Origin of the sequence: Stappia sp. BW2 (genome assembly GCF_008107695.1) — a bacterium.
Lineage (GTDB): Bacteria > Pseudomonadota > Alphaproteobacteria > Rhizobiales > Stappiaceae > Roseibium.
On the sequence record NZ_VIRG01000036.1, the window covers coordinates 348834 to 373131 of the forward strand.

Annotated in this window: 27 protein-coding genes and 1 tRNA gene; 12 read left to right on the forward strand and 16 right to left on the reverse strand. The window is 59.6% G+C overall.

Annotation, left to right across the window (positions count from 1 at the left end):
• Positions 1-25: 25 nt before the first annotated feature.
• The 3 genes from trxA (at position 26) to FMN63_RS01805 (ending at position 1976) form a co-directional block, all read left to right on the forward strand.
• Positions 26-346, forward strand: coding sequence for a thioredoxin (gene trxA, locus FMN63_RS01795; RefSeq protein ID WP_148582226.1), 321 nt, complete (start codon positions 26-28; stop codon positions 344-346).
• Positions 347-491: 145 nt separating this feature from the next.
• Positions 492-1115: a nucleotide exchange factor GrpE gene (gene grpE, locus FMN63_RS01800; RefSeq protein ID WP_148582227.1), complete on the forward strand. Its 624-nt coding sequence runs from the start codon at positions 492-494 to the stop codon at positions 1113-1115.
• A 243-nt stretch (positions 1116-1358) separates the two neighbouring features.
• Positions 1359-1976, forward strand: a complete 618-nt coding sequence (locus FMN63_RS01805) for a trimeric intracellular cation channel family protein (protein WP_148582398.1) — start codon at positions 1359-1361, stop codon at positions 1974-1976.
• A gap of 398 nt (positions 1977-2374) precedes the next feature.
• On the opposite strand, the gene FMN63_RS01810 is transcribed toward FMN63_RS01805, so the two are convergent.
• From FMN63_RS01810 to FMN63_RS01855, 10 genes are all read right to left on the reverse strand, one after another.
• Positions 2375-3283 (reverse strand): ornithine cyclodeaminase, encoded by a 909-nt coding sequence (locus FMN63_RS01810; protein ID WP_148582228.1) that lies wholly within the window; start codon positions 3281-3283, stop codon positions 2375-2377.
• A gap of 15 nt (positions 3284-3298) precedes the next feature.
• A complete protein-coding gene (locus FMN63_RS01815; protein WP_148582229.1) occupies positions 3299-3664 on the reverse strand; it encodes a lipopolysaccharide assembly protein LapA domain-containing protein in 366 nt (121 codons plus the stop codon).
• A gap of 64 nt (positions 3665-3728) precedes the next feature.
• A complete protein-coding gene (gene ihfB / locus FMN63_RS01820) occupies positions 3729-4028 on the reverse strand; it encodes an integration host factor subunit beta (protein ID WP_006940254.1) in 300 nt (99 codons plus the stop codon).
• 15 nt (positions 4029-4043) lie between these two features.
• Entirely contained in the window at positions 4044-5030 is a 987-nt protein-coding gene (sppA, locus tag FMN63_RS01825) for a signal peptide peptidase SppA (protein ID WP_148582230.1), read from the reverse strand.
• A gap of 416 nt (positions 5031-5446) precedes the next feature.
• On the reverse strand, positions 5447-5875 hold the full coding sequence (locus tag FMN63_RS01830) for an FKBP-type peptidyl-prolyl cis-trans isomerase (protein WP_148582231.1): 429 nt from the start codon (positions 5873-5875) through the stop codon (positions 5447-5449).
• Between the two features lie 235 nt (positions 5876-6110).
• Positions 6111-7109 (reverse strand): isopenicillin N synthase family dioxygenase, encoded by a 999-nt coding sequence (locus tag FMN63_RS01835; protein ID WP_148582232.1) that lies wholly within the window; start codon positions 7107-7109, stop codon positions 6111-6113.
• A gap of 110 nt (positions 7110-7219) precedes the next feature.
• On the reverse strand, positions 7220-8623 hold the full coding sequence (locus FMN63_RS01840; RefSeq protein WP_148582233.1) for an amidohydrolase family protein: 1404 nt from the start codon (positions 8621-8623) through the stop codon (positions 7220-7222).
• The gene (locus FMN63_RS01845; RefSeq protein WP_148582234.1) at positions 8620-9471 is read right to left on the reverse strand and encodes an ABC transporter permease; all 852 of its coding nucleotides are present in this window, start codon (positions 9469-9471) and stop codon (positions 8620-8622) included. Before FMN63_RS01845 ends, FMN63_RS01840 begins: the two co-directional genes overlap by 4 nt.
• Positions 9471-10250 carry an ABC transporter ATP-binding protein gene (locus FMN63_RS01850; RefSeq protein ID WP_148582235.1) on the reverse strand — a complete coding sequence of 260 codons (780 nt, stop codon included), beginning with the start codon at positions 10248-10250 and terminating at the stop codon, positions 9471-9473. Before FMN63_RS01850 ends, FMN63_RS01845 begins: the two co-directional genes overlap by 1 nt.
• Before the next feature lie 7 nt (positions 10251-10257).
• Positions 10258-11250 carry an ABC transporter substrate-binding protein gene (locus FMN63_RS01855; RefSeq protein ID WP_148582399.1) on the reverse strand — a complete coding sequence of 331 codons (993 nt, stop codon included), beginning with the start codon at positions 11248-11250 and terminating at the stop codon, positions 10258-10260.
• A 398-nt stretch (positions 11251-11648) separates the two neighbouring features.
• Here FMN63_RS01855 and FMN63_RS01860 point away from each other — a divergent pair, with 398 nt between their 5' ends.
• Positions 11649-12143 (forward strand): nucleoside deaminase, encoded by a 495-nt coding sequence (locus tag FMN63_RS01860; RefSeq protein WP_148582236.1) that lies wholly within the window; start codon positions 11649-11651, stop codon positions 12141-12143.
• A 54-nt stretch (positions 12144-12197) separates the two neighbouring features.
• On the opposite strand, the gene FMN63_RS01865 is transcribed toward FMN63_RS01860, so the two are convergent.
• Positions 12198-12677 (reverse strand): MarR family winged helix-turn-helix transcriptional regulator, encoded by a 480-nt coding sequence (locus FMN63_RS01865; RefSeq protein WP_148582237.1) that lies wholly within the window; start codon positions 12675-12677, stop codon positions 12198-12200.
• A gap of 270 nt (positions 12678-12947) precedes the next feature.
• Between FMN63_RS01865 and FMN63_RS01870 the strand changes: the two genes are divergently transcribed.
• The 6 genes from FMN63_RS01870 to FMN63_RS01895 all read left to right on the forward strand — a co-directional run bounded on the left by FMN63_RS01870 (position 12948) and on the right by FMN63_RS01895 (position 17986).
• Positions 12948-14879 carry an FAD-binding monooxygenase gene (locus FMN63_RS01870; protein ID WP_148582238.1) on the forward strand — a complete coding sequence of 644 codons (1932 nt, stop codon included), beginning with the start codon at positions 12948-12950 and terminating at the stop codon, positions 14877-14879.
• A 167-nt stretch (positions 14880-15046) separates the two neighbouring features.
• Positions 15047-15397, forward strand: coding sequence for a helix-turn-helix domain-containing protein (locus FMN63_RS01875; RefSeq protein ID WP_148582239.1), 351 nt, complete (start codon positions 15047-15049; stop codon positions 15395-15397).
• Positions 15398-15605: 208 nt separating this feature from the next.
• Positions 15606-16271 carry a hypothetical protein gene (locus FMN63_RS01880; protein WP_148582240.1) on the forward strand — a complete coding sequence of 222 codons (666 nt, stop codon included), beginning with the start codon at positions 15606-15608 and terminating at the stop codon, positions 16269-16271.
• Between the two features lie 180 nt (positions 16272-16451).
• Complete coding sequence (locus tag FMN63_RS01885; protein WP_148582241.1) at positions 16452-17162, forward strand: hypothetical protein; 711 nt, start codon at positions 16452-16454, stop codon at positions 17160-17162.
• A 65-nt stretch (positions 17163-17227) separates the two neighbouring features.
• Entirely contained in the window at positions 17228-17635 is a 408-nt protein-coding gene (locus FMN63_RS01890) for a hypothetical protein (protein ID WP_148582242.1), read from the forward strand.
• Between the two features lie 96 nt (positions 17636-17731).
• On the forward strand, positions 17732-17986 hold the full coding sequence (locus FMN63_RS01895) for a hypothetical protein (protein ID WP_148582243.1): 255 nt from the start codon (positions 17732-17734) through the stop codon (positions 17984-17986).
• Positions 17987-18246: 260 nt separating this feature from the next.
• On the opposite strand, the gene rpsA is transcribed toward FMN63_RS01895, so the two are convergent.
• The 3 genes from rpsA to aroA form a co-directional block, all read right to left on the reverse strand.
• Positions 18247-19944 (reverse strand): 30S ribosomal protein S1, encoded by a 1698-nt coding sequence (rpsA, locus tag FMN63_RS01900; RefSeq protein ID WP_148582244.1) that lies wholly within the window; start codon positions 19942-19944, stop codon positions 18247-18249.
• A 274-nt stretch (positions 19945-20218) separates the two neighbouring features.
• Positions 20219-20845, reverse strand: coding sequence for a (d)CMP kinase (gene cmk, locus FMN63_RS01905; RefSeq protein WP_148582245.1), 627 nt, complete (start codon positions 20843-20845; stop codon positions 20219-20221).
• Complete coding sequence (gene aroA, locus FMN63_RS01910) at positions 20842-22197, reverse strand: 3-phosphoshikimate 1-carboxyvinyltransferase (protein ID WP_205513788.1); 1356 nt, start codon at positions 22195-22197, stop codon at positions 20842-20844. Before aroA ends, cmk begins: the two co-directional genes overlap by 4 nt.
• Before the next feature lie 324 nt (positions 22198-22521).
• Here aroA and FMN63_RS01915 point away from each other — a divergent pair, with 324 nt between their 5' ends.
• Both FMN63_RS01915 and FMN63_RS01920 read left to right on the forward strand, forming a co-directional pair.
• Positions 22522-22914, forward strand: coding sequence for a TIGR02300 family protein (locus FMN63_RS01915; RefSeq protein ID WP_148582246.1), 393 nt, complete (start codon positions 22522-22524; stop codon positions 22912-22914).
• 152 nt (positions 22915-23066) lie between these two features.
• Positions 23067-23142, forward strand: a tRNA-Ala gene (locus tag FMN63_RS01920).
• 149 nt (positions 23143-23291) lie between these two features.
• On the opposite strand, the gene FMN63_RS01925 is transcribed toward FMN63_RS01920, so the two are convergent.
• Together FMN63_RS01925 and FMN63_RS01930 are read right to left on the reverse strand one after the other, a co-directional pair.
• A complete protein-coding gene (locus FMN63_RS01925; RefSeq protein WP_162529959.1) occupies positions 23292-23861 on the reverse strand; it encodes a LysE family translocator in 570 nt (189 codons plus the stop codon).
• A gap of 30 nt (positions 23862-23891) precedes the next feature.
• Positions 23892-24293: a DUF2000 domain-containing protein gene (locus tag FMN63_RS01930; protein WP_148582248.1), complete on the reverse strand. Its 402-nt coding sequence runs from the start codon at positions 24291-24293 to the stop codon at positions 23892-23894.
• Between the last annotated feature and the right edge of the window lie 5 nt (positions 24294-24298).

Below are 24298 nucleotides of genomic sequence, written 5' to 3' on the forward strand. Positions count from 1 at the left end.
CTCCTGAGACCTACGAGATCTAGTTATGGCTACCACACAAGTTACCGACTCTTCCTTCGAAGCCGAAGTTCTGAAATCCGACGCACCGGTCGTGGTCGACTTCTGGGCCGAATGGTGCGGTCCGTGTAAGATGATTGCCCCGGCTCTTGAAGAAATCTCCGAGGAGATGGACGGCCAGGTGAAGATCACCAAGCTCAACATCGACGAGAACCAGGACATGGCCATGAAATACGGCGTCCGGTCCATTCCGATGCTGATCCTGTTCAAGGATGGTGAGCCGATGGCAACCCAGATCGGTGCCGCGCCGAAAGGCAAGCTCTCCGATTGGATCAAGAGCGCCCTTTAACAGCGACAAGAGTCTGCGGCTGACCGGCTGCGGTTCATATGAGCGCATCCGGCGGGTAAGCGAAAGCCTATCCGCCGATCCTCTTTGAAAAATCCTCAACCGGTCGTATAAGCACCCGCAAACAGTCTGAGCAAACGGATCATTCATGAGCGACGAAAACAAAACCCCGGAAGAGCAGCCGGCAGAAGCAACGCCGGAAACTGCAGCAGCGGAACAGCCGGAAGCTGTAGAGGCCGCCGGTGTAGATCCGATCGAAGTTCTGCAAGCTGAAAACGCGGAACTGAAGGACCGTGCGCTTCGTGTCATGGCGGAAATGGAAAACCTGCGCCGCCGCACGGAAAAGGAAGTCAAGGATGCCCGCCAGTACGCAGTGTCCGGCTTCGCCCGTGACATGCTGACGGTCTCCGACAACCTGCGCCGCGCGCTTGAAGCATTGCCGGAAGACGACCGCAAGAACGCCGACGCGGGTGTTGCTTCGCTGATTGAAGGCGTTGAGATGATTGAGCGCGATCTGCTCAACCAGCTTGAAAAGAACGGTGTCAAGAAGCTGGACCCAGAAGGCCAGAAGTTCGATCCGAACTTCCACCAGGCGATGTTCGAAGTGCCGAACACCGAAGTGCCGAACAACACCGTGGTACAGGTGATGCAAGCCGGCTACGTCATTGGCGAGCGCGTGCTGCGCCCGGCCATGGTCGGCGTTTCCAAGGGCGGTCCGAAGGATGTAGCAGCAACGGCGGAAGCCGGGCAGACAGTCGACAAGAACGCCTGAGGTCAACCGGCCTTATTGCTTTTGAAGGGGCTGCTTTCGTATCGTGCGGAGCAGCCCCTTTTCTTTGGGCGCACCATATCAGGCGGATCTCAAAGCCGGCCGGTCAGATCCCTTCCATGGTTTTAGCGTAATTTCTTTGTCTTCAAGGGGGCGGCGCCGATCACCGGTGCGACACGCCACGGGATGACAAAGATCCGGACCTCAGGTAATGCCTTCGAGAAGACCGTGGGGCAGGGGGACGGAATGCTGCTGCAATTGCTGGATTATCTCGGAGTGGCGGTGTTCGCCATTACCGGCGGCATCGTCGCCTCGCGCAAGCAACTGGATATCGTTGCCCTGTTGTTCTTTGCCACGCTGACAGGGATCGGTGGTGGGACCCTGCGTGACCTCCTGTTGGGCCTGCCGGTTTTCTGGGTGGAGAACGAAGCGTACCTGCTGGTGTGCTTCGTCGTCAGCGCGCTCGTCTGGTATTTCGCTGAATGGATCGAAAAGCTCAGCAAACCTTTGAGGTGGGCCGATGCTGTCGGGATCGCAGCCTATTCGGTCATGGGGGCGGCCAAAGCCTTGACGGTGGGGGACACGATCCTGGTAGCAATCCTCATGGGCGTTTCCACCGCAACCTTCGGCGGTATCCTGCGGGATACCATCGCTGATGAGCCCTCTTCCATCGTAAAGCCTGAGATCTATGTGGGCGCGGCCTTTGCAGGGGCGGGCGGCTTCGTGGTGCTGATGCAACTGGGGGCGCCGCAATTGCTTGCAGCGATCATTGCCGCAAGCTTTGCGCTGATCCTGCGCGGAGGCGCTATCCTGCGTGGCTGGACCTTGCCGGGCCATCGCTCGGGAACGGGCCCGACCAACTGATAGCTTTGGCGGAGGTGAGCGCCCCGAAACGACAAAAGCCGGTCCACGAGGAACCGGCTTTACGTTTTTTCGGATTGTGTTTGGCGTCGTCAAAAGAACGCGCCAGCCCTTCCCAGCGGGCCGTACCTGCGTGCTGGCGCAAGCCGCCAGCATGGCTTCAAGGCTTAATAGACAAGCCCGGAGCAGGCTGACACGTAGTAAATCAGCCCAAGTGCGATTGCCGGAAGGCTCGCCGAATAGGCAAGCGTCGTCAGCATGTTAAACTCCTTCAAATTCAAATTGGGAAGCGACCTCATAGTGGCCAGACCATCGTCCGGGCAACCCTCACGGGCACACTCTTTGGTGGTTTCCCACGACTGATCGTCGATATGGGTGCTTCTTGGCACAACTTCCAGTGATCACGTTCTCAAAAAAACGTGTGCTGCCAGCGCGTAATCGGCAAGGCCTGTGTGCTGGGCGGGCAGAAACAGCGTGCGCTGTCCATAGTAGCGCCGCCCGGCCTTGCTGCCCTGGGTGAGGTCCTTCAGATCAGCGGCCCATTCCAGGTCCGGTCGCGGCGGCTCGCTCAGGTCGGTGGTGAACAGCCGGGCTTCCTGCAACAGCTCCGTTGGCAACTGCGCTTCGGGATCAAGCACATCGATATGACACCCGGCGGGAGGGTCGAGATAGGTGAGGGCGTGGTAGGTGCCCGTATCGCTTTCCGGCCCGGCGATGCAGATCATGTCCGCGCCTTCCTGCGCGGCGTAGATTTCGCTGGTGACACCGACATTCACCCCCTTCAGGGCAGGCAGGGCGGCCACCCGCTTCTGTATTTCCGGTGAGACGCCTGCCAGCAGGATTGATGTCAGATTGCGCACGGCGGCGTAGCTGCTCACCAGCCGGGGCAGTCTCGGGTCGTTGCCGATGATCAGCAGCCGTGTTGTATCCTCGCGGGAGAGATAGCTTGCGCCGAGCGCATGAAGACCGGAGGTTCGCCAGACGGTGAGGCGTATCCCGTCCAGAAGGGCAATCGGTTGTCCGCCAGAGCCGGAAAACAGCAGATAGAGACTGGAGGAAAGTCCGGCCTGTTCCGGAAGATCCAGCGCCAGGGAACAGCCGATGTAACCGCGCTTGACGTCACCCTGTGCGGTGAAGTCGGTCCACGCCGGCTGTACGGTGAGCGCGCCTTGCTGGTGGTTCAGCCGGCCGATGGCCAAGGGGGATGCCTGAGGCGCGACGGTGCTGGAGCGATAGGCCCGGCGCAGCGTTTCCAGGACGGCCCTGTCTTCCAGGCAAGCATCAATCTCGTCGCTGGAGATAATACGCATGTGAGTGTCGGCCGGTCAGGCGGCGTTGCGATTGCCCGGTCCTGCCAGACCTTTGATGCCGGACGCCGGCTGGGACGAGGTGTTCAATTCCCGCAGCTGGTCGGCTTCCTTGTGCCACTTCGCGGCTTCCCGGCGCTTCACGCGGGCTTCCTTGCGCCAGCGGCCCTGCTTGGCCCATGCGCCAAGTCCGCCGATGATGATGCCGACACCCAGACTTGCGAAGATGATCCAGAACAGTGGAATGTCCGGGATCGTCAGGCGCGGGTCCTGCGGGTCGAGGGGGTTGAGCGACAGGGACACCGTATGGCGGTTTGCCACCGACAATGGGATCAGGACCACCGCGATTGCGAACAAGATCACGTTTTTGAGGAAACGGGTCACTGGGTTCTCCCGGTTTTGGCCAGATCAGACGTCGATTTTAAATGGCGTGTCGTGGCGAGCGCAATCAGTCGTCGCCGTGATCCACACCATCGTTCAACCGTATACGCATTTCCTTGCCGGTTTTGAAGAAGGGTACGAATTTTTCATCCACTTCCACCTTCTGGCCGGTGCGTGGATTGCGACCGACACGAGCGGGGCGGTTCTTGACGGAAAACGCGCCGAAGCCGCGCAATTCTACGCGGTCGCCACGCATGAGCGCCTCGGTGACCTCATCCAAGATGGCGTTGACGATGTTCTCAACGTCCCGTTGATAGAGATGCGGATTTTGTTCGGCAATATGCTGAACCAGCTCAGATTTGATCATGACGTGCCCCCTCGTTTACGGATTTTTGTCTGCCCCGCCAGAAGCCTGCCAAACGGATACGAGCCCGTCAAGCGTAAGCCCCCGTGGAATCAGCCCCTTAGCTTCACTAACCGGCTCCAGAAGAGCCGATCCGATGCCTTTTCCGAACTCTCGCGAGACTCGCGAGGAAAACGGCAGTTCTTCCAGATTATCGTTGGTGGTCCAGGTGACGATCGGAAGATCCTTCGCAACACCCTTTTCAGTTACCAGCCAGTCGATTGCTGCATCTTCGCCGCCAATGGCATCGACCAGCTTTTCCGTCTGGGCATCGTGGCCCGTCAAAATGCGGCCGTCGGCCAGTTCCTTGGCTCTGGGCAGGTCCATGGACCGCCGCTCGGCGACCAGGGACACGAACCAGTCGTAGGAGTTGTTGACCAGCTTCTGCAGCATGGCCCGCGCCTCCGGGGTTGTCTCTGAATAGAAGTCAGGCTCCGCCTTCAATGGGGCGCTCTTGACCGCATCCATCTCGACACCGACCGTTTCCATGAGTTTGCTGATATTGCCAAACTGGAACAGAACGCCGATGGAGCCGGTGATGGAATTGTATCTTGCCACGATATGATCGGATGCAAGAGCGATCATGTAGCCTGCGGAGGTGCCGATGGTCCGGATTTCGGCAACCACCGGTTTCTTCTCGGAAAGCTTGCGCAGAGCCTCGTAGAGCGCTTCGCCGCCGGTCGTGCTGCCGCCGGGGGAATTGATCGAGATCACCACACCCTTGACCGCGTCGGACTTGCCGATCTTGTCGATCATCTGCAAGGTTTTGCGGCTTTCGAGGATGACGCCTTCGATCGGAATGCGCGCGATATGTGCTGACCGTTTGGATAATTCCGAGCCGCCGGAGACGTATAGCATCCCTCCGATCAGGGCGGCGGCGATGACCACAAAGGTCGCGATCCGCCAGAAGGTAACTTTACGTCTGAGGCGCCGTCTGTCCACCAGCGCGTCAACATCTACCGACATGAATACGAAGTCCCCGACAAGAGCTTATGAAAACCAATAACATACATAGGGTGACCGTTGTAGGAAATGCAATCGTCTTAGACCACTTTGACATCACAATAAGGCAGATTCTGGCAAGCCGGCGCAGTTTCATGTTTTCTTCAACTTCAATCGACCGCTTGTCGGGGCTCGGTACGGCCATGAAATGCGGTCGGCGAAGAGCGGACACGGCGCAGGTTTTGGCTGGTCTTCGCCCTCTTGGAGCGTTTGTCTGCCGAACGCTGATGTTGCCGCTCTCTGCCACATGTTTGTGCGCTCCACGCGCTTTACAGCCAGCCGTAGCCGCAAAAAAAGCCCCGCGGCAAACCGCGGGGCTCTTGTTCAATTTAGCGTGCAGGTGCCGTTACGGCACGTGACGTCCTGCACCCTGCAGGGTCTCAGTTGATCGACGTTAGCTGGATTTCGAACGTCAGTGCCTGGCCGGCCAGCGGATGGTTGGCATCCAGAATGACTTCGTTTTCGGAAATCTCCACAACGGTCACGGTCATCATCTGGCCGTTCTCTGTCTGCGCCTGAAGCTGCAGACCAACTTCCAGCGGGATGTTGTCCGGAATGTTGCTGCGCGGAACGGCCTGGCGAGCCCCCGGATTGTGGGCGCCATAGGCGTTGTCCGGTTCGATGCGGACCGTCTTCTCGTCTCCGACCTTCATGCCCGGGATAGCCTGATCGAGGCCCGGGATGATCTGGCCGGATCCCACGGTGAATTCCAGCGGGTCGCGCCCTTCGGAGCTGTCAAAGACGGAGCCGTCGTCCAGTGTGCCTTTATAGTGAAGACGAACCGTGTCGCCGCTTTTGGCTTCGGTCATGATGCCTATCGCAATTCTGTCTATTGGGTGAGTTTTGAGGCCGCGTTTCTGTGGCGGGTGCTCGTCGTGTCCCCAAGCCTAAAGGACGGGCCGCAAAAGTAAAGGCTGGCGGTTCGATAGCTTCTGGATAGTCTTGCGTACAATTCACGCCGGAAATGGTGCAACCACGGCAGCGACCGCTTCAAACGGTGGGTCTGGTGCCGTGGTTCTACTTCGTTAGATGGTGCGGCCGCGCTTATTTCTTGCCGAAATTGGCGCCGAGCCGCATCTGGATGTAGTCATGTGCGGTCATCGGCTCATATTTGCCTTCCGGACCGCTGAGGAGGGTGTCCATGTTCGCCTGGGCGAAATAGGCCATCGAGTAGCGCGGGCCAAGATATTCGTCCGGCTTGGGCATGCGCACCCGGTGCAGGTTGGACAACAGCTTGTCGTCCGACCAGCGCATCAGCATGTCGCCGATGTTGCAGGTGATCACGCCTTCCAGCGGCGGCACGTCGGTCCAGGCAATTGCTCGGCCCTGGCTGTCCTTGCCCGGGCAAAGCTGCAGGCCGCCCTGTCCCGCCTTCTGATGCAGCAGGGTCAGACAATCGAAATCGGTATGGGCACCTGCCCGCCAGAACTTGAAATCTTCCGGCTTGGCATCTTCCATGCCCAGATAGTGGATCAACCGCAGGGTCGACTGATATTCCGGCGTCAGCGGATCGTGCCCCTCAGTGAAGAAATCCGCCGGAAACGTCAGCTTGTCGGCAAAGCAGGACAGAACCTTCATCGCCAGCGCCCAGTTGTGCCGCTCGAACGCCAGCATGGTCGCCTTGAAGCCGGAGAGCTCTTCTCCGGTCGGCCAGAGGCCCTTCATGCGCGGCAGGGTGATCTGGTAGCTTTCCTTCTGGTCGGCCGTGCCGGTGGAGGGGCGAACCTGCGCCTTGAACTCCCAGCCGGCGTTTGTGCCGGGTCGAAGGGGGTATTTTTCCTTTGTTTCGGCAGGCAGGTCGAAGAAACCGGCGGACAGCCGGAAAGCTTCGTCGATCAGGTCCTGCGGAATGCCGTGGTTGCTGAGCTGGAAAAAGCCGATCTCGGTCGCCGCGGCCCACAGATCCTCGGTGATCTCGGCCTTGCGGGAAAAAAAGTCCGACATGTCGACCTGTGGAATGGCACGGTCGACCGTTTCGCCGACGCCGCCAAAGCCTTTTTCCTTTTCCAGTTCGACGAGACCATAAGATGCAGAGGTGCTCATATTTCCGTTCTCCTTGAGAAAGAGGTCCGGGAGCAATGACCCGTGCCGAACGGCACTGACAGCTTCTACTCCACACAAGATTGCGCCTGCAGGGGGCAGGCGGTGTGCCGTCAGGCCAGGGCGGCGCGGGCCCGGTCAGGCGCCATCATGTCCTTTCTGCGTTCCATCAGTTTCCGGGTGACACGCCTGGCGTCCGCGCCGAGCCCGGCCAGATCCAATCCGGGGATCGAGCCGTCCCGGACGATCTGCCGTCCGCCAACGAAGCTGTGGCGCAGGTGTGCGGCGCCTGTCAGCATCGGCGCCAGAGCCGGGTCGTGAAGGCCCATATTGCGGGGTGCCGAAATGTCGAAAATGGCAATGTCGGCGATCATTCCGGGGCGCAGCACGCCGGTCTCTTCAAGGCCGAGCACCTTTGCGCCGCCTTCGGTTGCCCAGCTCAGCAGGGTTTCGGCACGCACGGCCTCCACGCCCTTCGTGGCTCGGTGCAGGGCGAAGGCGCTGTAAAGTGCGGCCCCCATGTCGGCCGCCTCGTTTGCGCCTGCGCCATCAACGGCCAGGGATACATGGCCGCCGGCCTCATGAAGGGCGTCAGCCGGGGCAATACCCGAGCCGAGCCGCGCATTTGCCTGCGGGCAATGCGCCATGCCGGTGCCGGTTTCCGCAAGAAGCTGCACTTCGTCGCGGTCGCATTCCACCAGATGGGCGAACCAGACATCCGGCCCGAGCCACTCCTGCCCGGCAAGCCAGTCGACCGGCCGCTTGCCGTATTTCGCCAGGGTGAAGTCGACATAGGTCCGGTTTTCCGAAAGATGCGAATGCAGGCGCAGGCCCTTGCCGCGGGCAAAGCGGGCGATGTCGGCAAGCTCACCGGCATCGACGTTGAAGGTCGGTGTGGTCGGTGCGACGGCAACCCGCCGGACGGAAGCCGTAGACGGATCATGCCAACGGTTTGCCGTGCTCTCGATGCTTGCCAGAAAGGCGTCCAGTGTCTCGCAGGGGGATGGCGGCAGGCTTGGGTCGGGAAAGGACCGGCCCTTGGTACCGCCGCCGCGCGCCAGAACGAAACGGATGCCGAGGGCTTCGGCTTCTTCAAAAAGCACGTCGGCCGGATCGTAGTCGTAACGGTCTGAAAAGACGTAGTGATGATCGCAGACTGTCGTCATTCCGGTCAGGAGCAATTCCGCCAGCCCGATCCGGACGGATACACGAAGGGTCTCCTCATCGATCAGCGGCCAATAGCTGTAGGGAACGGTCATGAGCCAGTCATCGAGCGGCGCATTCATGCCTTCCGGCACAGCCTTCAGCACCGACTGGAACAGGTGGTGATGGGTGTTCACCAGACCGGGTGTAACCACACATCCGCTCGCATCGACGAGCCGTTCGCCTTCCTGCGGCTGAAGGTGGCCGATGTCCGTAATCCGGCCGTCCTGAACCCTGACGGCACCGCTGAGGCGGGCTCCATCCCGGTTTCCGGTCAGGCCATAATCTATGTTGGTGATCAGGAAGTCGGTCATTTCTGCCCTTTCGGCAGCGACCAGGGAAAGAAGATCCGCTGCGCGACGCTGACCAACTGGAACAGGACGAGCGACATGATCACCAGGATGACCAGCCCGGCCCAGGCTTGCGGCAGCTTGAACATCGACGTGGAAAACTGGATGAAGTAGCCGATGCCCTTATCGGCCGCGACGAATTCGGAGACGACAGCGCCGATGACCGACAGCGTGATCGAAATCTTCATGCCGGAGAAGATGTAGGGCGTCGCGAAGGGTAGACGGATCTGGGTGATTTCCCGGAAGGAGGGCGCGCGCAGCGACCTGGACAGTTCGATCAGTTCCGGCGGCGTGGCAGCCAGACCCGTCGTCATTGAGACGACCAGTGGGAAGAACGAGATCATGAAGGTGATCACGACACGCGGTGCATCGCCGGTGCCCAGCACCACGATGATGATCGGTGCGACGGCGACCACCGGAACAGACTGGATGACAACCAGCAACGGATAGAACGCACCGGAAAGAAGTCTGGATTTGGCAAGGCCGACGGCAATCGGAAGCGAGATGACAAACGAAACCGCATAGCCGATGAGGGCGACCCGCAGCGTGGCCCAGACATGCTCCATCCAGCGCCCCGCCGAAACACTTTCAAAGCCACCCAGAATGCGGGACGGGGCCGGCAGCACGAAGGAGGGAACGGCAAACAGCCGTGTTCCGGCCTCCCAGACAATCAGGATCAGGAGAAAGGTGATCAGGGGAAGCACGGCCGGCATGCGGAGCAGCTTTTCGGAGATCGGCACTCGCTGCACCCGACGGTCCTGCGTTGAGGTGGTCTTGGCCATGGCGGGGTCTTGCGTCTCGCTGGCAGTCATCAGGCGGCTTCCTTCCGGATGAGGAGCGAACGGAGTTCAGCCGAAAAATCCTGCATCTCTGGTGTCCTCAACGCGCTTTCGTCCCGTGGGCGGGCGGTCGGCACCTGAAGGTCCGCGATGATCCGCCCGGGACGCTCGCTCAGCACCAGGATCCTGTCTGCCAGCAGCGCGGCTTCCGGAATCGAGTGCGTGATAAAGAGCACGGTCTTCGGGCTTGCCTGCCACAGCCGCAGAAGCTCTATGCCCATGGCATCGCGGGTCAGGGCATCAAGCGCTGAAAACGGCTCATCCATAAGCAGAATGTCCGGATTGAGAAACAGCGCCCGGGCAATGCCGACCCGCTGCTGCATGCCGCCGGAAAGTTCCGACGGCAGGCGCTTTTCGAAGCCTTTCAGGCCGACAGTTTCAATGATCGCGCGCGCCTGGGCGCGGTCTTCGTTCGTCACCCGGCCGTATTTGTGGCGCACCGGGAAGACGACGTTGTCCTCGATGTTGGCCCAGGGCAGCAATGTCGGTTTCTGAAACACGATGCCGACATCGTCCCTTGGCATCGTCACTTCCTTGCCGAAGACGCTCACCGTTCCCTTGGAAGGTTTCATCAGACCGGCGGTCAGCCTCAGCAAGGTCGATTTTCCGCATCCGGATGGGCCGAGCACCGCAACAAACTCATGCTGTGCGATGGTGACGGTAACCCCGTCCAGGGCGGTAACGGACCCCGAGCCGGTCAGAAAAGTCTGACCGACCGAGGAAAAGCTGATCGCGTTGCTGGTGAGCGCCACTTGAGGGTTACTCCGCAGCCGGCAGGAACGAGCGGTTGACGGCGTCTTCAGGCTTCAGGGAGGCCGGGTCCAGAGCCTGCGCTGCGGCCACGCGGGACCATGTTGCCGCCAGCCGGTCAGCGTCGATGGTGCCGAGCGGGAATTTCTCCGTGACCTCGTTGAAGGCGAGCTTGGACGCATCCAGCCAGGACCCTTTGACGTCTTCCGCCGAAAGCTCGGGCACCTGAGCGGCAACAGCCGCTGCTGCCTTGTCCGGGTTTGCGTAGGCAAATTCGAGAGACTTCTTGAAGGCCGCCACGAAGCGCTTGGCAACGTCCGGGCGTTCTTCAAGGAACTTGTCACTGGCAACAAGCGATGCGGAATAAAGCTCAAGCCCTGCATCTGCCCAGGGCAGCACAACCAGTTCCTTGCCGGCGTCCGCCGCCTGGCCGGAGTAGCGCGACACATCGGTCAACCAGGCGATGATTGCGTCCGATTGGCCGGTCATCAGCAACGGCCCCAGCGCGCCGGGGTCGGATTTGGTCAGGGTGATATCTTCTTCCGTCAATCCGTTGTCGGCCAGAACCAGCGGCAGGAAGACGTTGGAGGAGGTAAAGGGCGAGGTCGCGATCTTCTTGCCTTTGACATCCTTGATCGACGTGATGCCGGTGTCCTTGGTCGTGTAGAAAGCGTGCGGCCCCATGTTGAAGATGCTCATGACAGCCGTCACCGGCACACCTTCGGTCGCCTTGGCTGCCATCAGGGCGCCCATGCCGGCGGACCCGATGTCCGATGCGCCCGTGGCGATCTTCGTGATGGCTTCCGAGGACCCGCGCCCAGGTTCGATCTTGACCTCAAGCCCGGCGTCTTCGCAGAAGCCTTCCTCAATGCAGACATAGATCGGTGCCTTGTCGCCGCCGGGCAACCAGTCGAGCTGATAGGTCACGAGATCGGCCGCAGCCGCCGGAAACGACCCAACCATTGCCGCCATGGCAACAACCAACGACTTACCGTCAAACATGCGCATCGGCACACCCTTTCGCTGTATTTTCTCTGGAAGGTTTTCGAGTGGCGGGAGCGTTTTGTTGTCTCTGGCCGGCATCGTCATCTCCTGCTTCTGGATGCAGGGCATCTTTGCCCTGAGCATCGTCGAAAACCTGAAAGATGAGCAATGTCGGAGCCGCTGGGCTCCACCGCTTCTACTCGTCACTTACGGGAAACCCGCGCGCGATTTTTGTCAAGAAAGCTCCAAGATGAAACGACAAGAAACGTGCCGGCCAGTACAATATTTCAGCATTTGCCTTTTAAATCGCCAGTCTTTTGATCGTTTGCTATTCAATCCGATTGGCTGTTTTCAAGGTCTTGCAGCGTGAACGGGATCGTGCTCCCTTCGACTGGAAGAAATCAAAGGAGCCATGCGTGACCGATACTCCAGACGACAAAGATATCGCGCTTTTGCGCCGGGCTTTCGAAATCGCGCGTCAGGCGCGGGAAACGGGCGATCATCCCTTTGGATGTCTGCTGGCGGGGCCTGACGGCGAGGTTCTGATGGAGCAGGGAAACGGCTATTCGGCCGAAGGGCAGGACATGACGGCGCACGCCGAAAGGCTGCTGGCAACACGGGCCAGCAAGCGCTGGCGGCCGGACTTCCTGGCAGGTTGCACCATGTACACTTCGGCGGAGCCCTGTGCCATGTGTTCGGGTGCTGTCTACTGGGCGGGCATCGGCCGGGTCGTCTTCGGCCAGACGGAAAAGGCTCTCAAGGAACAGACCGGCGACCACGAGGAAAACCCGACGCTTGATCTGCCTTGCAGGACGGTGTTTGCCGCAGGCCAGCGCAATGTGGAGGTTGTCGGGCCGCTTCTGGAAGAGGAAGCGGCGAGCCTGCAGGCAGATTTCTGGGCAGAGAAATAGGCTCTGCCGATTTCCGGCCTTTTGCCGGCCGGAGAGGGGAGGGGTACAGGCCGCTCAAGTCTTTTCAGCGGCCTTTGACGCGGAGCGCAGAGGTGCACGGCTGAGGCCATTGACTGCTTCTGTTGCCTTGTGCAGCAGCCGCATGAAGTCTTCGGCCTCTTGCCGGTCAAGCCCGCTCAGCATCACGTCCTGTGCCTTGTCCACCGCGGGTCTAAGCCGTGTCAGCGCCTCGTTACCCGTGTCGGTCATATGCAGCACCTTTGCCCGTCTGTCTTTTTCGCTCACCGCGCGTGACAGAAACCCTTTTTGAACCAACCGGTCGACCACACCGGCAATGGTGGTCCGGTCATAGGCAATCAGCCCCGCCAGCGTGATCTGGTCGATGCCCGGATTTTCAGACACCCGCACCAACGCCGCAAATTGCACCGGCGTCATGTCGAACCCGACAGCTTCCACCTCCGCGTGAAAGACCGCCACTGCGATCTGCTGCAGGCGGCGGATCAGGTGTCCTGGCATCTGGTCAAGGTCGTGCATCGCTGTCTCCAGGCAGTCAGAGAAAAAGGGAGTATGCTGATTAAAATTGACAGCATGCTGATTATCAGTATGCTTTCTAATTAATCGGTTGTCGATGTTTGTTTGGGCATCGCAGCGGGATTGTCAAATGCGAAAGACCCGCATGTCCGGCAATGAAGGTCGAGCCTGAACACGGACGTTCCTGCATGGCCCCGAAAGACCCGAGCAGGGGCGGATCAGCAGGCGGGTAGCGATAGCCGGACAGGCAGATACGGCGGAGGAGACGGTTTCATGCAATTTCATCTCGAAGGGTTCAAAACCGGCGATCCGGTCATTCAACAGCCGAATCCGGACGCCTCTGCCCTCGCTGATAGCGACAGCCTGCCCGAAGAGGTTGATGTGCTGATCGTCGGCTGTGGCCCTGCAGGGCTGACGCTTGCCGCTCAACTGGCAGCTTTCCCGGAGATCCGGACGCGGATCGTGGAACAGAAATCCGGCCCGTTGCAGCTCGGCCAGGCGGATGGGGTTGCCTGCCGGACAATGGAAATGTTCGAGGCCTTCGGTTTCGCCGAGCGGCTGGAAAAGGAAGCTTACTGGGTCAACGAGACGACCTTCTGGAAACCGGACCCGGTCACACTGGGCAAGATTGCCCGCAGTGGTCGTGTTCAGGATGTCGAGGACGGGCTGTCCGAATTTCCGCATGTCATACTGAACCAGGCGCGAGTGCATGATTTTTATCTCGAGATCATGCGCAATTCTGCCAATCGGCTGGAACCCAATTATTCCCGAAAGCTCGTCCATCTTGAAGTGTCAAATGAGGCGGGCCTGGAGCGGCCGGTGACGGTCCATCTGGAACGGACAGACGGCGGGCACGAAGGCGAGACGGAAACAGTGCGCGCCAAATATGTGGTTGGCTGCGATGGCGCCCGCAGTTCCGTGCGCAAGGCACTCGGCCGTGAGTTGAAGGGCGATAGCGCCAATCAGGCGTGGGGCGTCATGGATGTTCTGGCGGTCACGGACTTTCCCGACATCCGCTTCAAGTCATTGGTGCAGTCGGCCGGCGAAGGCAGTATCCTGATCATTCCACGCGAAGGTGGATATCTGGTCCGCATCTATGTGGAACTCGACAAGCTGCGTCCGGACGAGCGGATCGCGAACCGGAACATCACGGTCGAGCATCTGATTGCCGCCGCCGGTCGCATTCTTCAGCCATATTCCCTCGATGTGAAAGAGGTCGCCTGGTGGTCGGTCTACGAGATCGGCCAGCGGCTTTGCGACAAGTTCGACGATGTTCCGGCAGACGACGCGTCGGGCCGCCTGCCTCACGTTTTCATCGCAGGCGATGCCTGTCACACGCACAGCCCCAAAGCCGGACAGGGCATGAATGTCTCCATGCAGGATACGTTCAACCTCGGCTGGAAACTCGCGCACGTGCTGAAAGGATTAAGTGAACCGGATCTGCTGGCGAGCTATTCGGCCGAACGCCAGGCGATCGCTCAGAACCTGATCGACTTCGACCGGGAATGGGCAAAGCTCGTCAGCGCGCCGGTAAAGTCGGACAGCAATCCGGATGGTGTGGATCCGGCGGCAGTGCAGAAATACTTCGTGCAGCATGGGCGCTACACCGCTGGAACAGCCTCACGCTACGTGCCCTCCGTCCTCACCGGCGACGGCACGCATCAGCACCTGGCTGAAGGCTTTCAGATCGGCATGCGGTTTCATTCTGCCCCCGTCATCCGTCTCGCCGATGCCAGGCCGTTGCAGCTGGGGCATGTGAACAAGGCTGATGGCCGTTGGCGCATCTTCGCCTTTGCCGACAGAAGCGACCCGGCGGCGGAAACCTCGGCCATCCGCCGTCTGTGCGATTTCCTGCAAAATGACCCGTCCTCGCCAGTGTTGCGACACACACCTGAAGGCGAGGATATCGACGCGATCATCGATCTGCGCGCGGTTTTTCAGCAAGACCACCGCGGCCTGAGGCTCACGGCTATGCCTTCAATGCTTCTGCCTGCAAAAGGGCGCTACGGATTGAGGGACTATGAGAAGATGTTCTGCCCGGATCTCAAAAGCGGCAGCGATATTTTCGATATGCGGGGCATCGACCGGGACAAAGGCTGTGTGGTGATCGTCCGGCCGGATCAAGCCGTTGCCGAGGTGTTGCCTCTGGAGGCCTGCGAAGCTCTGTCCAGCTACTTCAGTCGCATTCTCAAACGCAGAGCGTGAGGTCGAGCTTCGATAAGTCTTGTTTAAAAATAACTCTGCGTTAAATATCGGATAAAACGTAGAAAAATTTTATCACAATCAAAAATACAACTAAAAAATGTAAAACCTAATAAAATCTCTTATTGAGAGAATCGCGCGTCTACTCCCCTTTTTGGGGAGGCGCGGGAATGGGGTCCCAGGACATCGACAAAGACCGGGGAGATCGGCTGACGCAGGCAATGCGCAGCCGCGGTCACCGGAAAGCCATGGCTCTGGCAGCGGAGCTGAACATTTCTCCTGCAGCCATTACCAAATGGAAGCAGGGGCATGCAATGTCGATAGAGAACGCGTGCAATCTGGCAAATTCGCTCGATATTTCATTGGATTGGCTTTTGCTTGGCCGCAACGGACCTGATTGGCTGTTGCCGAACACCATGAGCAGGCAAGAGCTGGAACTGATTGAAAAGCTGCGGGCCCGGCCAACCCGGGTCGTGAAAGTTCTGCTCAGTCTTGTCACCGAGATCCCTGAGCGAATTTAGCGGGAACAGTGGCCAAAAAGCAACCACAGGTAAATATCAAGAAGATTGTATAAACCGCCAGTAAACAACTAAAGATAGAAAATTTTTGAAATTCGCGGAAGATGGTCTTCGAGGGCGATGCATATGAACAAAGTGTTCCTGAAAAATAATTCTGAGTACGGAAAGTCATTTGCGGCCCTTTTTAAGATAAAATATGGAGACCGAGAAAATGTCTACGCTTTTGACAATCAATGTAAAGAACCTGGAAAACGCCACCCAGGGATTTTATTTTTTCCAGCAGCCGGCGATCTATACCGGGGGTGGTCAGGTTTACAGCAACAGCCTGTATTCCCAGAGCCTTGGCAACTACGCTCAAACCGGGTCGATCCTGACGTTCCAGGTCAACATGCAATATTACGCCGGTATTCAGGAGGCGCACAGCACACCGAAGGTCGGTCAGTCGTCCGGGTTTTCTTCTGCCAGTCGGGCAATCGACCTTGCTCCCGCGTCTGGGACGGCAAACGACTGGGTCACGGCGTCCGTGAACCCGCTCGGTCTCACCCAGCCCACCTCCGGCAACGGTGTGCAGCCCGGGGCCTTCCGCATCACCACGCCGACCTATTCGCCGCCGGCGATCTACAACGTCGGCTCCGCGGTGGAAGTGAACGGTGGCATCACGCTGTCCAACTTCGTGGTTGCCAACCCGAACAACAACACGGACTGTCAGCCGATCCTGAAATACTACGTTCAGACCGGCGACTACACGCCGGGCACCGTGATGAATTTCACGGCTTCGAGCGTGGATGCAGCCGTCTGCGATTTCACCGGTGGTCATTCGATCATTGACGTCACGCTGAATGCCGACGGCACCTGGAATACATCCATCGTCAAGTAACGACGGATCCTTTCAAGGTCCTTCAGCCTGTGAGCAGGTCTTTCGCCATCCGGCCTGCTCACACCCCGCCATGGCTGGCAGCACGGGACTTTCCTTGTGCGATTGCCTCACCATGGTTCCGGCCTTCCCGTCACGGCGGTCGAGACCTGTCGGCGCGGAAGCAAACGAAGGCGCTGACCCATGACCTCTCAGCACCAGATCATTATTAAGAACCTGTCGAAACAGACGATCAGTTTCTATGCGTTTCAGCAGCAGGCCGGTTTCACCAATTCCGGTGCGAAGCTGACGGTGCAATCGAGCAGTCTGGCGACGGGGGCACTGGCATCGTATGCCACTTCCGGGTCGCAGCTCACTTTCGGATTCGATACCCAGGTTTATGCGGGGGCGATTGAGCCGAACACCCAGGCCGCTGTGGCCAATTTCAGTGTGCGACTTTCGTTTTCAACCAACGAGATGGTGGTCAGCCAAACCTCGGCCATTCAACCAGTCGACCTGACGCCGGCATCCGGCCAGAGCAACAATCATACGGTCCTGTCGCTCAACCCGCTTGGGCTGTCGGCGGCCAGCTATCAGACCGGGCCGCTGCCCGGAAGCTTCGGTATCCAGGTGCCGGCCTTTACTCCGGCGCCAACGCCGAACCTCTACTGTGGTAGCGCAGCCATCAATCAGAACGGCGGTGTCACCCTGTCGAGTTTCGTTGCGCCGCAGCCGAACAGCGATCTCGAGTGCGCTCCGCTCCCGGTCTACTTCGTCAAGGTCGGGTCCCACGCCGTGGGCGAGATCATCACCTACGACACGTCGCAAGCTGCCAAATGCGATTTCTCGCAAGGCTATTCGGTCTTCAGCGTTGCCTACAACGCAGACGGAACCTTCACGACAAAAGGGAGGTAGACATCAAGCAGCACCGGAAACTTGAAATATCTCTGTCTTTCAATGTGTTACTGAAAGGAAATGCCATGTTTTCCATTCCCTTGGCCGATGCACCCCGTCCGGTTCACAAGGCACGCAGGTCTCTCCTGGCCTTTGCAGCCGTAGCCTTCTGCAGCCTTGCTGCCGCGCAAACGGCGCAGGCGCAACTGGCCTTCTCGCCGGATTGCCGGAACCACCAGCAAATCCAGGTGAACCCGCCCAAAAATGCAATCCTGTTTTCGAAACATCCGGTGCCGCATCCCGCTGGAACCGCCACTGTGTTCGCGATCAATGGTCTGAACAACTATGTCGTCCCCGCGGGCGTGAACTCCTGCGTAGTCGCCGCACCCGATCCTGACGACAACTATTGCTTCCAGGCCCGCAGCGACGGGACCATCCTTCAGGTCGGTTTCCAGGCCATCACCAACCCGGGCGGGCTGCCAGCCTGTCAGTAATGCCCGCCTGATATCCAGCGCGGTCACGCGCCAATTGCCCTTTGGTATCCGTCACAAGGGGCAGCTTTTCCTGAAACAGCAGAGGAAAGAAGAGCCATGCCTTATATTTTGAAATCCTATGAAACCGGGGCAACCCTGTCCCAGACCACTGACGCACCTCAGGCAACAGGGGGGTTCGAGGAATATGCGCAGGCTGGATGGGTGCCTGCCGCGGCAGGTCTCGGGCTCACACGGGGCGGTGTCTACCGGTTGGATGATCCGATGCCGGGCGGCGTCAAGCGCAAGATAAAGGTGGTTGCGATTGGGGCCGGTTTGAATGCGTTCACCTATGTCCGTGACGGTGTCGCCTGATTGCAGATGGCTGGCCGGGCGCTAATGCAGATGACACGATTGTCTTCCAACACATTGTGCAGCTCATGCCGGTCGAACATGCTTTGGCGCCGGGGAGCTGAAGAACCGGAGGCGATTAACCACCGTAATTACTGCATTCCCCAAATGGGGGTATCGCAACGGCACGTTGATCGTACTGAGCCTGAGGCAGTGCAATAACAAAAGGCCCGGCATTGCTGCCGGGCCTTTCGCTTTCGGTTCTCGTGAGAGAAACGGAAATTTTAGTCGTCGGACTGCTGCTTCAGAGCCGCGCCCAGGATGTCGCCGAGAGACGCACCGCTGTCGGAAGAGCCGTACTGAGCGACAGCTTCCTTCTCTTCTGCGATCTCGAGAGCCTTGATCGACACGGTGACCCGGCGGGTCTTCTTGTCGAACTGGGTGATGCGGGCATCGAACTTGTCGCCAACGGAATACCGCTCCGGACGCTGTTCTTCGCGGTCGCGGGACAGGTCGGCGCGACGGATGAAGGCGGTCAGGTCGCTGTCTGCGATCTTGACGTCCAGGCCACCGTCCTTGATTTCGACGACTTCACAGGTCACGACGGAGTTCTTGCGCAGTTCGCCAGCTGCACCCGATTCCATCGGATCGCCGGAAAGCTGCTTGATGCCGAGGGAGATACGCTCCTTGTCGACGTCCACATCCAGAACGACGGCCTTGACCATGTCGCCCTTCTTGAACTCTTCGATGACCTGTTCGCCCGGACGGTTCCAGTCGAGGTCGGACAGGTGGACCATGCCGTCCACGTCGCCGTCGAGGCCGATGAACAGGCCGAATTCGGTCTTGTTCTTGACTTCGCCTTCGACTTCGGTGCCGATCGGGAACTGTTCAGCAAATGCATCCCACGGGTTCTGCAGGGTCTGCTTGAGGCCCAGGGAGATGCGGCGCTTGACCGGATCGACTTCCAGGATCATCACTTCGACTTCCTGAGAAGTGGAAACGATCTTGCCCGGATGGACGTTCTTCTTGGTCCAGGACATTTCGGAAACGTGGATCAGGCCTTCGATGCCCGGCTCCAGTTCCACGAATGCACCGTAGTCGGTGATGTTGGTCACGCGGCCGGTGAACTTGGCTTCGATCGGGTACTTGGCTTCGATGCCATCCCACGGATCGGTTTCAAGCTGCTTCATGCCGAGGCTGATGCGGTGCGTTTCCTGGTTGACGCGGATGATCTGCACCTTGACGGTCTGGCCGATGGTGAGAACTTCCGACGGATGGTTGATGCGGCGCCACGCAATGTCGGTGACGTGCAGCAGGCCATCGATACCGCCGAGGTCGACGAACGCACCGTAATCGGTGATGTTCTTGACCACACCTTCCACGGTATGACCTTCTTCCAGGCTCTGGACCAGTTCCGAACGCTGTTCGGCGCGGGTTTCTTCCAGAACGACACGGCGGGACACGACGATGTTGCCGCGGCGCTTGTCCATCTTCAGGATCTGGAACGGCTGCGGAGTGTGCATCAGCGGGGTCACGTCGCGAACCGGACGGATATCGACCTGCGAACGCGGCAGGAAGGCAACGGCGCCATCCAGATCGACGGTGAAGCCACCCTTGACCTGGTTGAAGATCTGGCCGGTGACCTTTTCGTTGGCTTCGAAAGCAACTTCCAGGCGGACCCAGCTTTCTTCGCGGCGAGCTTTTTCGCGCGACAGAACAGCTTCGCCAAGAGCGTTTTCAACGCGCTCCAGGTAAACCTCGACTTCGTCGCCGACCTTCATTTCGCCGTCACGGCCTTTTGCGCCGAATTCCTTCAGCGGCACGCGGCCTTCGACCTTCAGACCGACGTCGATGACAGCCAGGTCTTTTTCGATCGCAACGACGGTGCCTTTTACGACGGCACCTTCATACAGGTCGTTCTGAACGAAAGACTCTTCGAGAAGAGCGGAGAAATCCTCCATGGAGGGATTGTAATCAGACATATATGCTCCTGGCGCCTTTAGGCGCGCCGCCGGCGGGTTGGTGTTGCACTCCGGATCTGTCCTTCTCCCGGGATCGCGGTTTCCGCTGATCCTGCCGCTTTTTTAAAGCGGGCCGGCGGGGCGAGAGGCGGAAAATCCGGTCTCGTCACAGGTCGCCGCAACGGGCGCCCTGCCGAAATTCTCTGGTCGTTCCATAAAAGAACTGATGGCCTGCGGCCACATGTGTTCCGGATGCACAAACAGGGGCGCACCGGTGGTGAACCCCTTGTCCTTATCAGGCATTCCTGGCGCGAGACACAATATCCACAGCCGCCTGGAACGCGGTCTCTATATCCATTTCTGTCGTATCAAGCAAGACCGCATCGTCCGCCTGGCGCATCGGAGCCACAGTTCGCTTGGAATCGCGCTCGTCCCGGCGCTTGAGATCTTCCAGAACGGCGGCATATTGCGCGTCCTGCCCCTTGGAGACCATCTCGTCGGTCCGGCGCTTCGCGCGGGCCTCTGGAGAGGCGGTCACGAACAGCTTCACCGTTGCATCGGGGCACACCACGGTGCCGATGTCGCGCCCGTCGAGAACAGCTCCTGGAGGTGTCTGCGCGAAACGGCGCTGAAGCTGCACCAGCTCGTCGCGAAGGCCGCCAAGCACAGCGATGCGCGATGCCGCCTCGCCGATTTCATGTGCCGACAGGACAGACTTGTCCATCTGGGCGAGATCGAGATTATGGGCAATCTCGATGGCAACGCCCTCGTCGCCAAGTGGCAGACCATTGGCCAGAAGCGCGGCCGCGACGGCGCGATAGGTCAGCCCGGTGTCCAGATGGCGCAGTCCGAAATGGTCGGCCAGCCGGCGGGAAAGCGTGCCCTTGCCGGATGCGGCCGGCCCGTCGATTGCGATGATCATGCGGCCTCGCTGGTGTTTGCGGTAATCTGAGCGCCAAGGCCGTCGAAGAGGCTCGTGAACGTCGGGAAGCTGGTCGCGATTACGGCACCGTCGTCCACCGTCACCGGCTTGTGGGCGGCCATGCCCAGCACCAGGAAGGACATGGCGATGCGGTGGTCGAGGTGGGTCACCACTGTGCCGCCGCCGATGGCATCGGCTCCGCCGGTCACGGTCAGTGTGTCTTCGGTTTCAACACACGGAATGCCGTTGGCTTCCAGTCCGCGGGCGACGGCGGCCAGACGGTCGGATTCCTTCACGCGCAGTTCCTCAAGGCCGGGCATGAAGGTTTCGCCCTCGGCAAAGGCAGCGGCCACGGCCAGCACCGGATACTCGTCGATCATCGACGGCGCGCGGTCGGCCGGCACGGTGATGCCTTTCAGCTTGCTGGCCTTGACGTGGAGGTCGCCCACTTCCTCGCCGCCTGTTTCGCGCCGGTTGACGATCGAAATATCGCCGCCCATTTCGATCAGGGTGGTGATCAGGCCGGTGCGGTGCTCGTTCAGAAGAACGTTTTCGATGATGACGTCCGAACCCGGCACGATCAGCGCAGCAACCAGCGGGAAGCCTGCGGAGGAGGGGTCGCCGGGCACGTCGATGTCCTGCGGCTTCAGTTCCGGTTGGCCCTGAAGCTTGATTACGCGCTCGCCGGCCTCGTTCAAGTTCACGGAGATGTCGGCGCCGAACCCCTTCAGCATCTTTTCCGTGTGATCGCGGGTCGGGATCGGCTCGATCACCGTGGTCTCTCCCGCGGCATTGAGGCCCGCCAGCAGAACCGCGGACTTGACCTGTGCCGACGGCATCGGCACCCGATAGGTGATCGGCAGTGCCTGTTCCGCGCCGCGGATGGAGGCCGGCAGGCGGTCGCCGTCGCGGGCAATCACGTTGGTACCCATGTCGCGCAGCGGGTTGAGCACGCGGCCCATCGGCCGTTTGGACAGGGACGCATCGCCCACAAACGTGGCGGCGATGTTGTGGCTGCCGAAAATACCCATGGTCAGGCGCACGCCGGTGCCGGCATTGCCGAAATCGATGACATGTTCCGGCTCCAGCAGGCTGCCGAGGCCGATACCGTCCACGGTATAGCTGCCGTCTTCGAGTTTGGTGATGGTCGCGCCGACGGCGCGCATGGCATCGGCCGTCGCCAGCACATCTTCCGATTCAAGCAGACCCTTCACGGTGGTCCGGCCAACGGCAAGCGCGCCGAACATCAGGGATCTGTGCGAGATGGACTTGTCGCCAGGCACGCGGATTGTGCCGGTCAAGGGGCTACCCAGGCTGGATGTCAGTGGCTTGGGCGCAGAATCGTGTGACATTTTCAATGTCCGCAAATTGGATCGGTTGTCAAAAGGTGACACGTCCTATCATGTGGATGCGCCTGCGTCATCCGTTCAGACCGCCCTATTCTCAACTTCGCGGAATTTCCCGGTAATGGCCGAATGGCAACGGATTCAACCCGGTGCCGGTCCGCAGCTCGTGTGGGTAACGCAGTCAGGCGCTTGAAATTTGAGTCACAACGTGCAGAACAATAATTCGAAGAATGTTTTTTCGATTGATTTGCCTTTGACACCGGAACGGCTTGACGCTATGGGGCGGCCCACGAATTCAAGTCGATTACATAACGAAGAAGGGTGAGCACTGTGGCAAAACCTGAACTTGGCACAAAGCGGCTTTGCCCGAGCTGCGGCGCCAAATACTACGATCTCAACCGTTCCCCGATCTCCTGCCCCAAATGCGGCACGGTGTTCGAGGCGGTCATGACCTCCCGTGCTGCGAAAGCTGCGAAGGTCGAAGAGACGCCGGAAGACGATGACGATGAGGAAGACGTCGCTGCTCCGGAAATCGTGACCTTGGAAGAGGCCGATGCGGAAGCAGAAGGCGGCGACGATGATGTGCCGGATCTGGAAGATGCGGACGTCGATATCGAGGATGAAGAAAGTAGCGACGACGACGTCTTCATCGACGATGAGGACGAAGACGAAGAATCCGTTCCGGGTATCCGCGTCGAAATCGACGAAGATACGGATCGCTAAGCTATTGCCCGGACAGGCTTTTCTGCCCGTCCGGGCTTTTCCACAAGCGGCGGAAAAGATCCTGGTATTTTCTGCTTGATCTTGTGTGGAGGTGTGACTATAACCCGCCTCCATCGACGCCGGACACCCAAGCCGGTGCGCATATGGAACATGGGGCCATAGCTCAGTTGGGAGAGCGCTACAATGGCATTGTAGAGGTCAGGGGTTCGATTCCCCTTGGCTCCACCATTCCTCTTTCGGACAGCTCCAGATAAATCTGCCTTATCCGCCAGAAGCATTGCCTCTGAGCTATTAGCCTATGCTGAACCGGCCTTTCTCTGCGACAGGGGCGAGCAACGGCAGAGCGGGGCGAAGCTGCCTCGGAACCGTAAGAAACTTCATCCGAAAGTCTTGCCCAGCATCCACGTCACCGCGATCACGAGTGCGAGGGCCATCGCACGGTTGAACAAACGCATCCGGTTGGGCGTGATTTGAGCGCCGCCCCAGGCCCACATGGCCAGAGATGCCCAACAGATTGCGCCGAAGAGCGCGGCGAACACTGCCAGTCCTGTGACGGGGTCGGCCAGCGGCAGCACAAAAGCCGAAAGCGACGAGACCACCGCAAGCCACGCTTTCGGGTTTAACCCCTGAACCAGCACCCCTGACCAGAAGCCTGGCGTACGGAGGAAGTTCGGGCGGTCTGTTACCCCGTCGTCGCGGAGGAGGCCCACTGCCATCCAGATCAGATAGGTGCTGCCGATCACGATCATCGGAACTTGCAAAGCCGTGATCGACTCCGCCCCGCCGAGGAGGCCCGCGCCGCAGGCAAGGAGAATGAAGAGAAAACTCGCAGTGGCGCCAGTGACAAATATCAGAGCCTGCCCCATCCCATAGCGCGCGCCGGTCATCGCTCCGATGATGTTGACCGGTCCGGGCGTTGCCGATGCAGCGACGGCAAAGCCTGACATGGCCACAATTGTTTCCAACGTAGGCATGGGTCAGCGCAACAGGGGCAGGCGGCCACAAATGCGATCGACCTTCTTTCTGGGTCCTCCAAGCAGGATCGCTTGCGGCGCATGGTCGGAGATTGGCCTGGACGCGATCCGGGCCGTGTAATCGGCATAGTCCTTCGCCTCGAAAGCGTCGCGCATGTAAGCCAACCGGATCGGTAGGTCCTCTGCGGCGAAGAACAGCGCAGGCAGATCGTCGGCAGGCGCACCCAGGACCGGAAGCGCTGTGTTGGTGATACCGGGAAGGCAAACGCCGTCGTGGGTTGGCGTCTCGGCTCCGATGAGGTCCGGGCGAAGATGCCCAAGGCTCATCCCCAGAACAGCGGCGAAATTGGCTTTCACTCCGAGGGGGAGTTCCTGGGACAAAATGATAACAGGTTTGAATGACATGAACG

Bases quoted from the DNA above. Each gene is read 5' to 3' on its own strand.
- cmk (WP_148582245.1), bottom strand. From the start codon at position 20,845: ATGATCATCGCAATCGACGGGCCGGCCGCATCCGGCAAGGGCACGCTT.
- FMN63_RS01885 (WP_148582241.1), top strand. From the start codon at position 16,452: ATGACCTCTCAGCACCAGATCATTATTAAGAACCTGTCGAAACAGACG.
- sppA (WP_148582230.1), bottom strand. From the start codon at position 5,030: ATGTCGGTAGATGTTGACGCGCTGGTGGACAGACGGCGCCTCAGACGT.
- ihfB (WP_006940254.1), bottom strand. From the start codon at position 4,028: ATGATCAAATCTGAGCTGGTTCAGCATATTGCCGAACAAAATCCGCAT.
- FMN63_RS01845 (WP_148582234.1), bottom strand. From the start codon at position 9,471: ATGACTGCCAGCGAGACGCAAGACCCCGCCATGGCCAAGACCACCTCA.
- FMN63_RS01880 (WP_148582240.1), top strand. From the start codon at position 15,606: ATGTCTACGCTTTTGACAATCAATGTAAAGAACCTGGAAAACGCCACC.
- trxA (WP_148582226.1), top strand. From the start codon at position 26: ATGGCTACCACACAAGTTACCGACTCTTCCTTCGAAGCCGAAGTTCTG.
- FMN63_RS01875 (WP_148582239.1), top strand. From the start codon at position 15,047: ATGGGGTCCCAGGACATCGACAAAGACCGGGGAGATCGGCTGACGCAG.
- FMN63_RS01870 (WP_148582238.1), top strand. From the start codon at position 12,948: ATGCAATTTCATCTCGAAGGGTTCAAAACCGGCGATCCGGTCATTCAA.
- FMN63_RS01835 (WP_148582232.1), bottom strand. From the start codon at position 7,109: ATGAGCACCTCTGCATCTTATGGTCTCGTCGAACTGGAAAAGGAAAAA.
- FMN63_RS01890 (WP_148582242.1), top strand. From the start codon at position 17,228: ATGTTTTCCATTCCCTTGGCCGATGCACCCCGTCCGGTTCACAAGGCA.
- grpE (WP_148582227.1), top strand. From the start codon at position 492: ATGAGCGACGAAAACAAAACCCCGGAAGAGCAGCCGGCAGAAGCAACG.
- FMN63_RS01810 (WP_148582228.1), bottom strand. From the start codon at position 3,283: ATGCGTATTATCTCCAGCGACGAGATTGATGCTTGCCTGGAAGACAGG.
- FMN63_RS01865 (WP_148582237.1), bottom strand. From the start codon at position 12,677: ATGCACGACCTTGACCAGATGCCAGGACACCTGATCCGCCGCCTGCAG.
- FMN63_RS01925 (WP_162529959.1), bottom strand. From the start codon at position 23,861: ATGTCAGGCTTTGCCGTCGCTGCATCGGCAACGCCCGGACCGGTCAAC.
- FMN63_RS01930 (WP_148582248.1), bottom strand. From the start codon at position 24,293: ATGTCATTCAAACCTGTTATCATTTTGTCCCAGGAACTCCCCCTCGGA.
- FMN63_RS01840 (WP_148582233.1), bottom strand. From the start codon at position 8,623: ATGACCGACTTCCTGATCACCAACATAGATTATGGCCTGACCGGAAAC.
- FMN63_RS01805 (WP_148582398.1), top strand. From the start codon at position 1,359: ATGCTGCTGCAATTGCTGGATTATCTCGGAGTGGCGGTGTTCGCCATT.
- aroA (WP_205513788.1), bottom strand. From the start codon at position 22,197: ATGTCACACGATTCTGCGCCCAAGCCACTGACATCCAGCCTGGGTAGC.
- FMN63_RS01830 (WP_148582231.1), bottom strand. From the start codon at position 5,875: ATGACCGAAGCCAAAAGCGGCGACACGGTTCGTCTTCACTATAAAGGC.
- FMN63_RS01895 (WP_148582243.1), top strand. From the start codon at position 17,732: ATGCCTTATATTTTGAAATCCTATGAAACCGGGGCAACCCTGTCCCAG.
- rpsA (WP_148582244.1), bottom strand. From the start codon at position 19,944: ATGTCTGATTACAATCCCTCCATGGAGGATTTCTCCGCTCTTCTCGAA.
- FMN63_RS01855 (WP_148582399.1), bottom strand. From the start codon at position 11,250: ATGTTTGACGGTAAGTCGTTGGTTGTTGCCATGGCGGCAATGGTTGGG.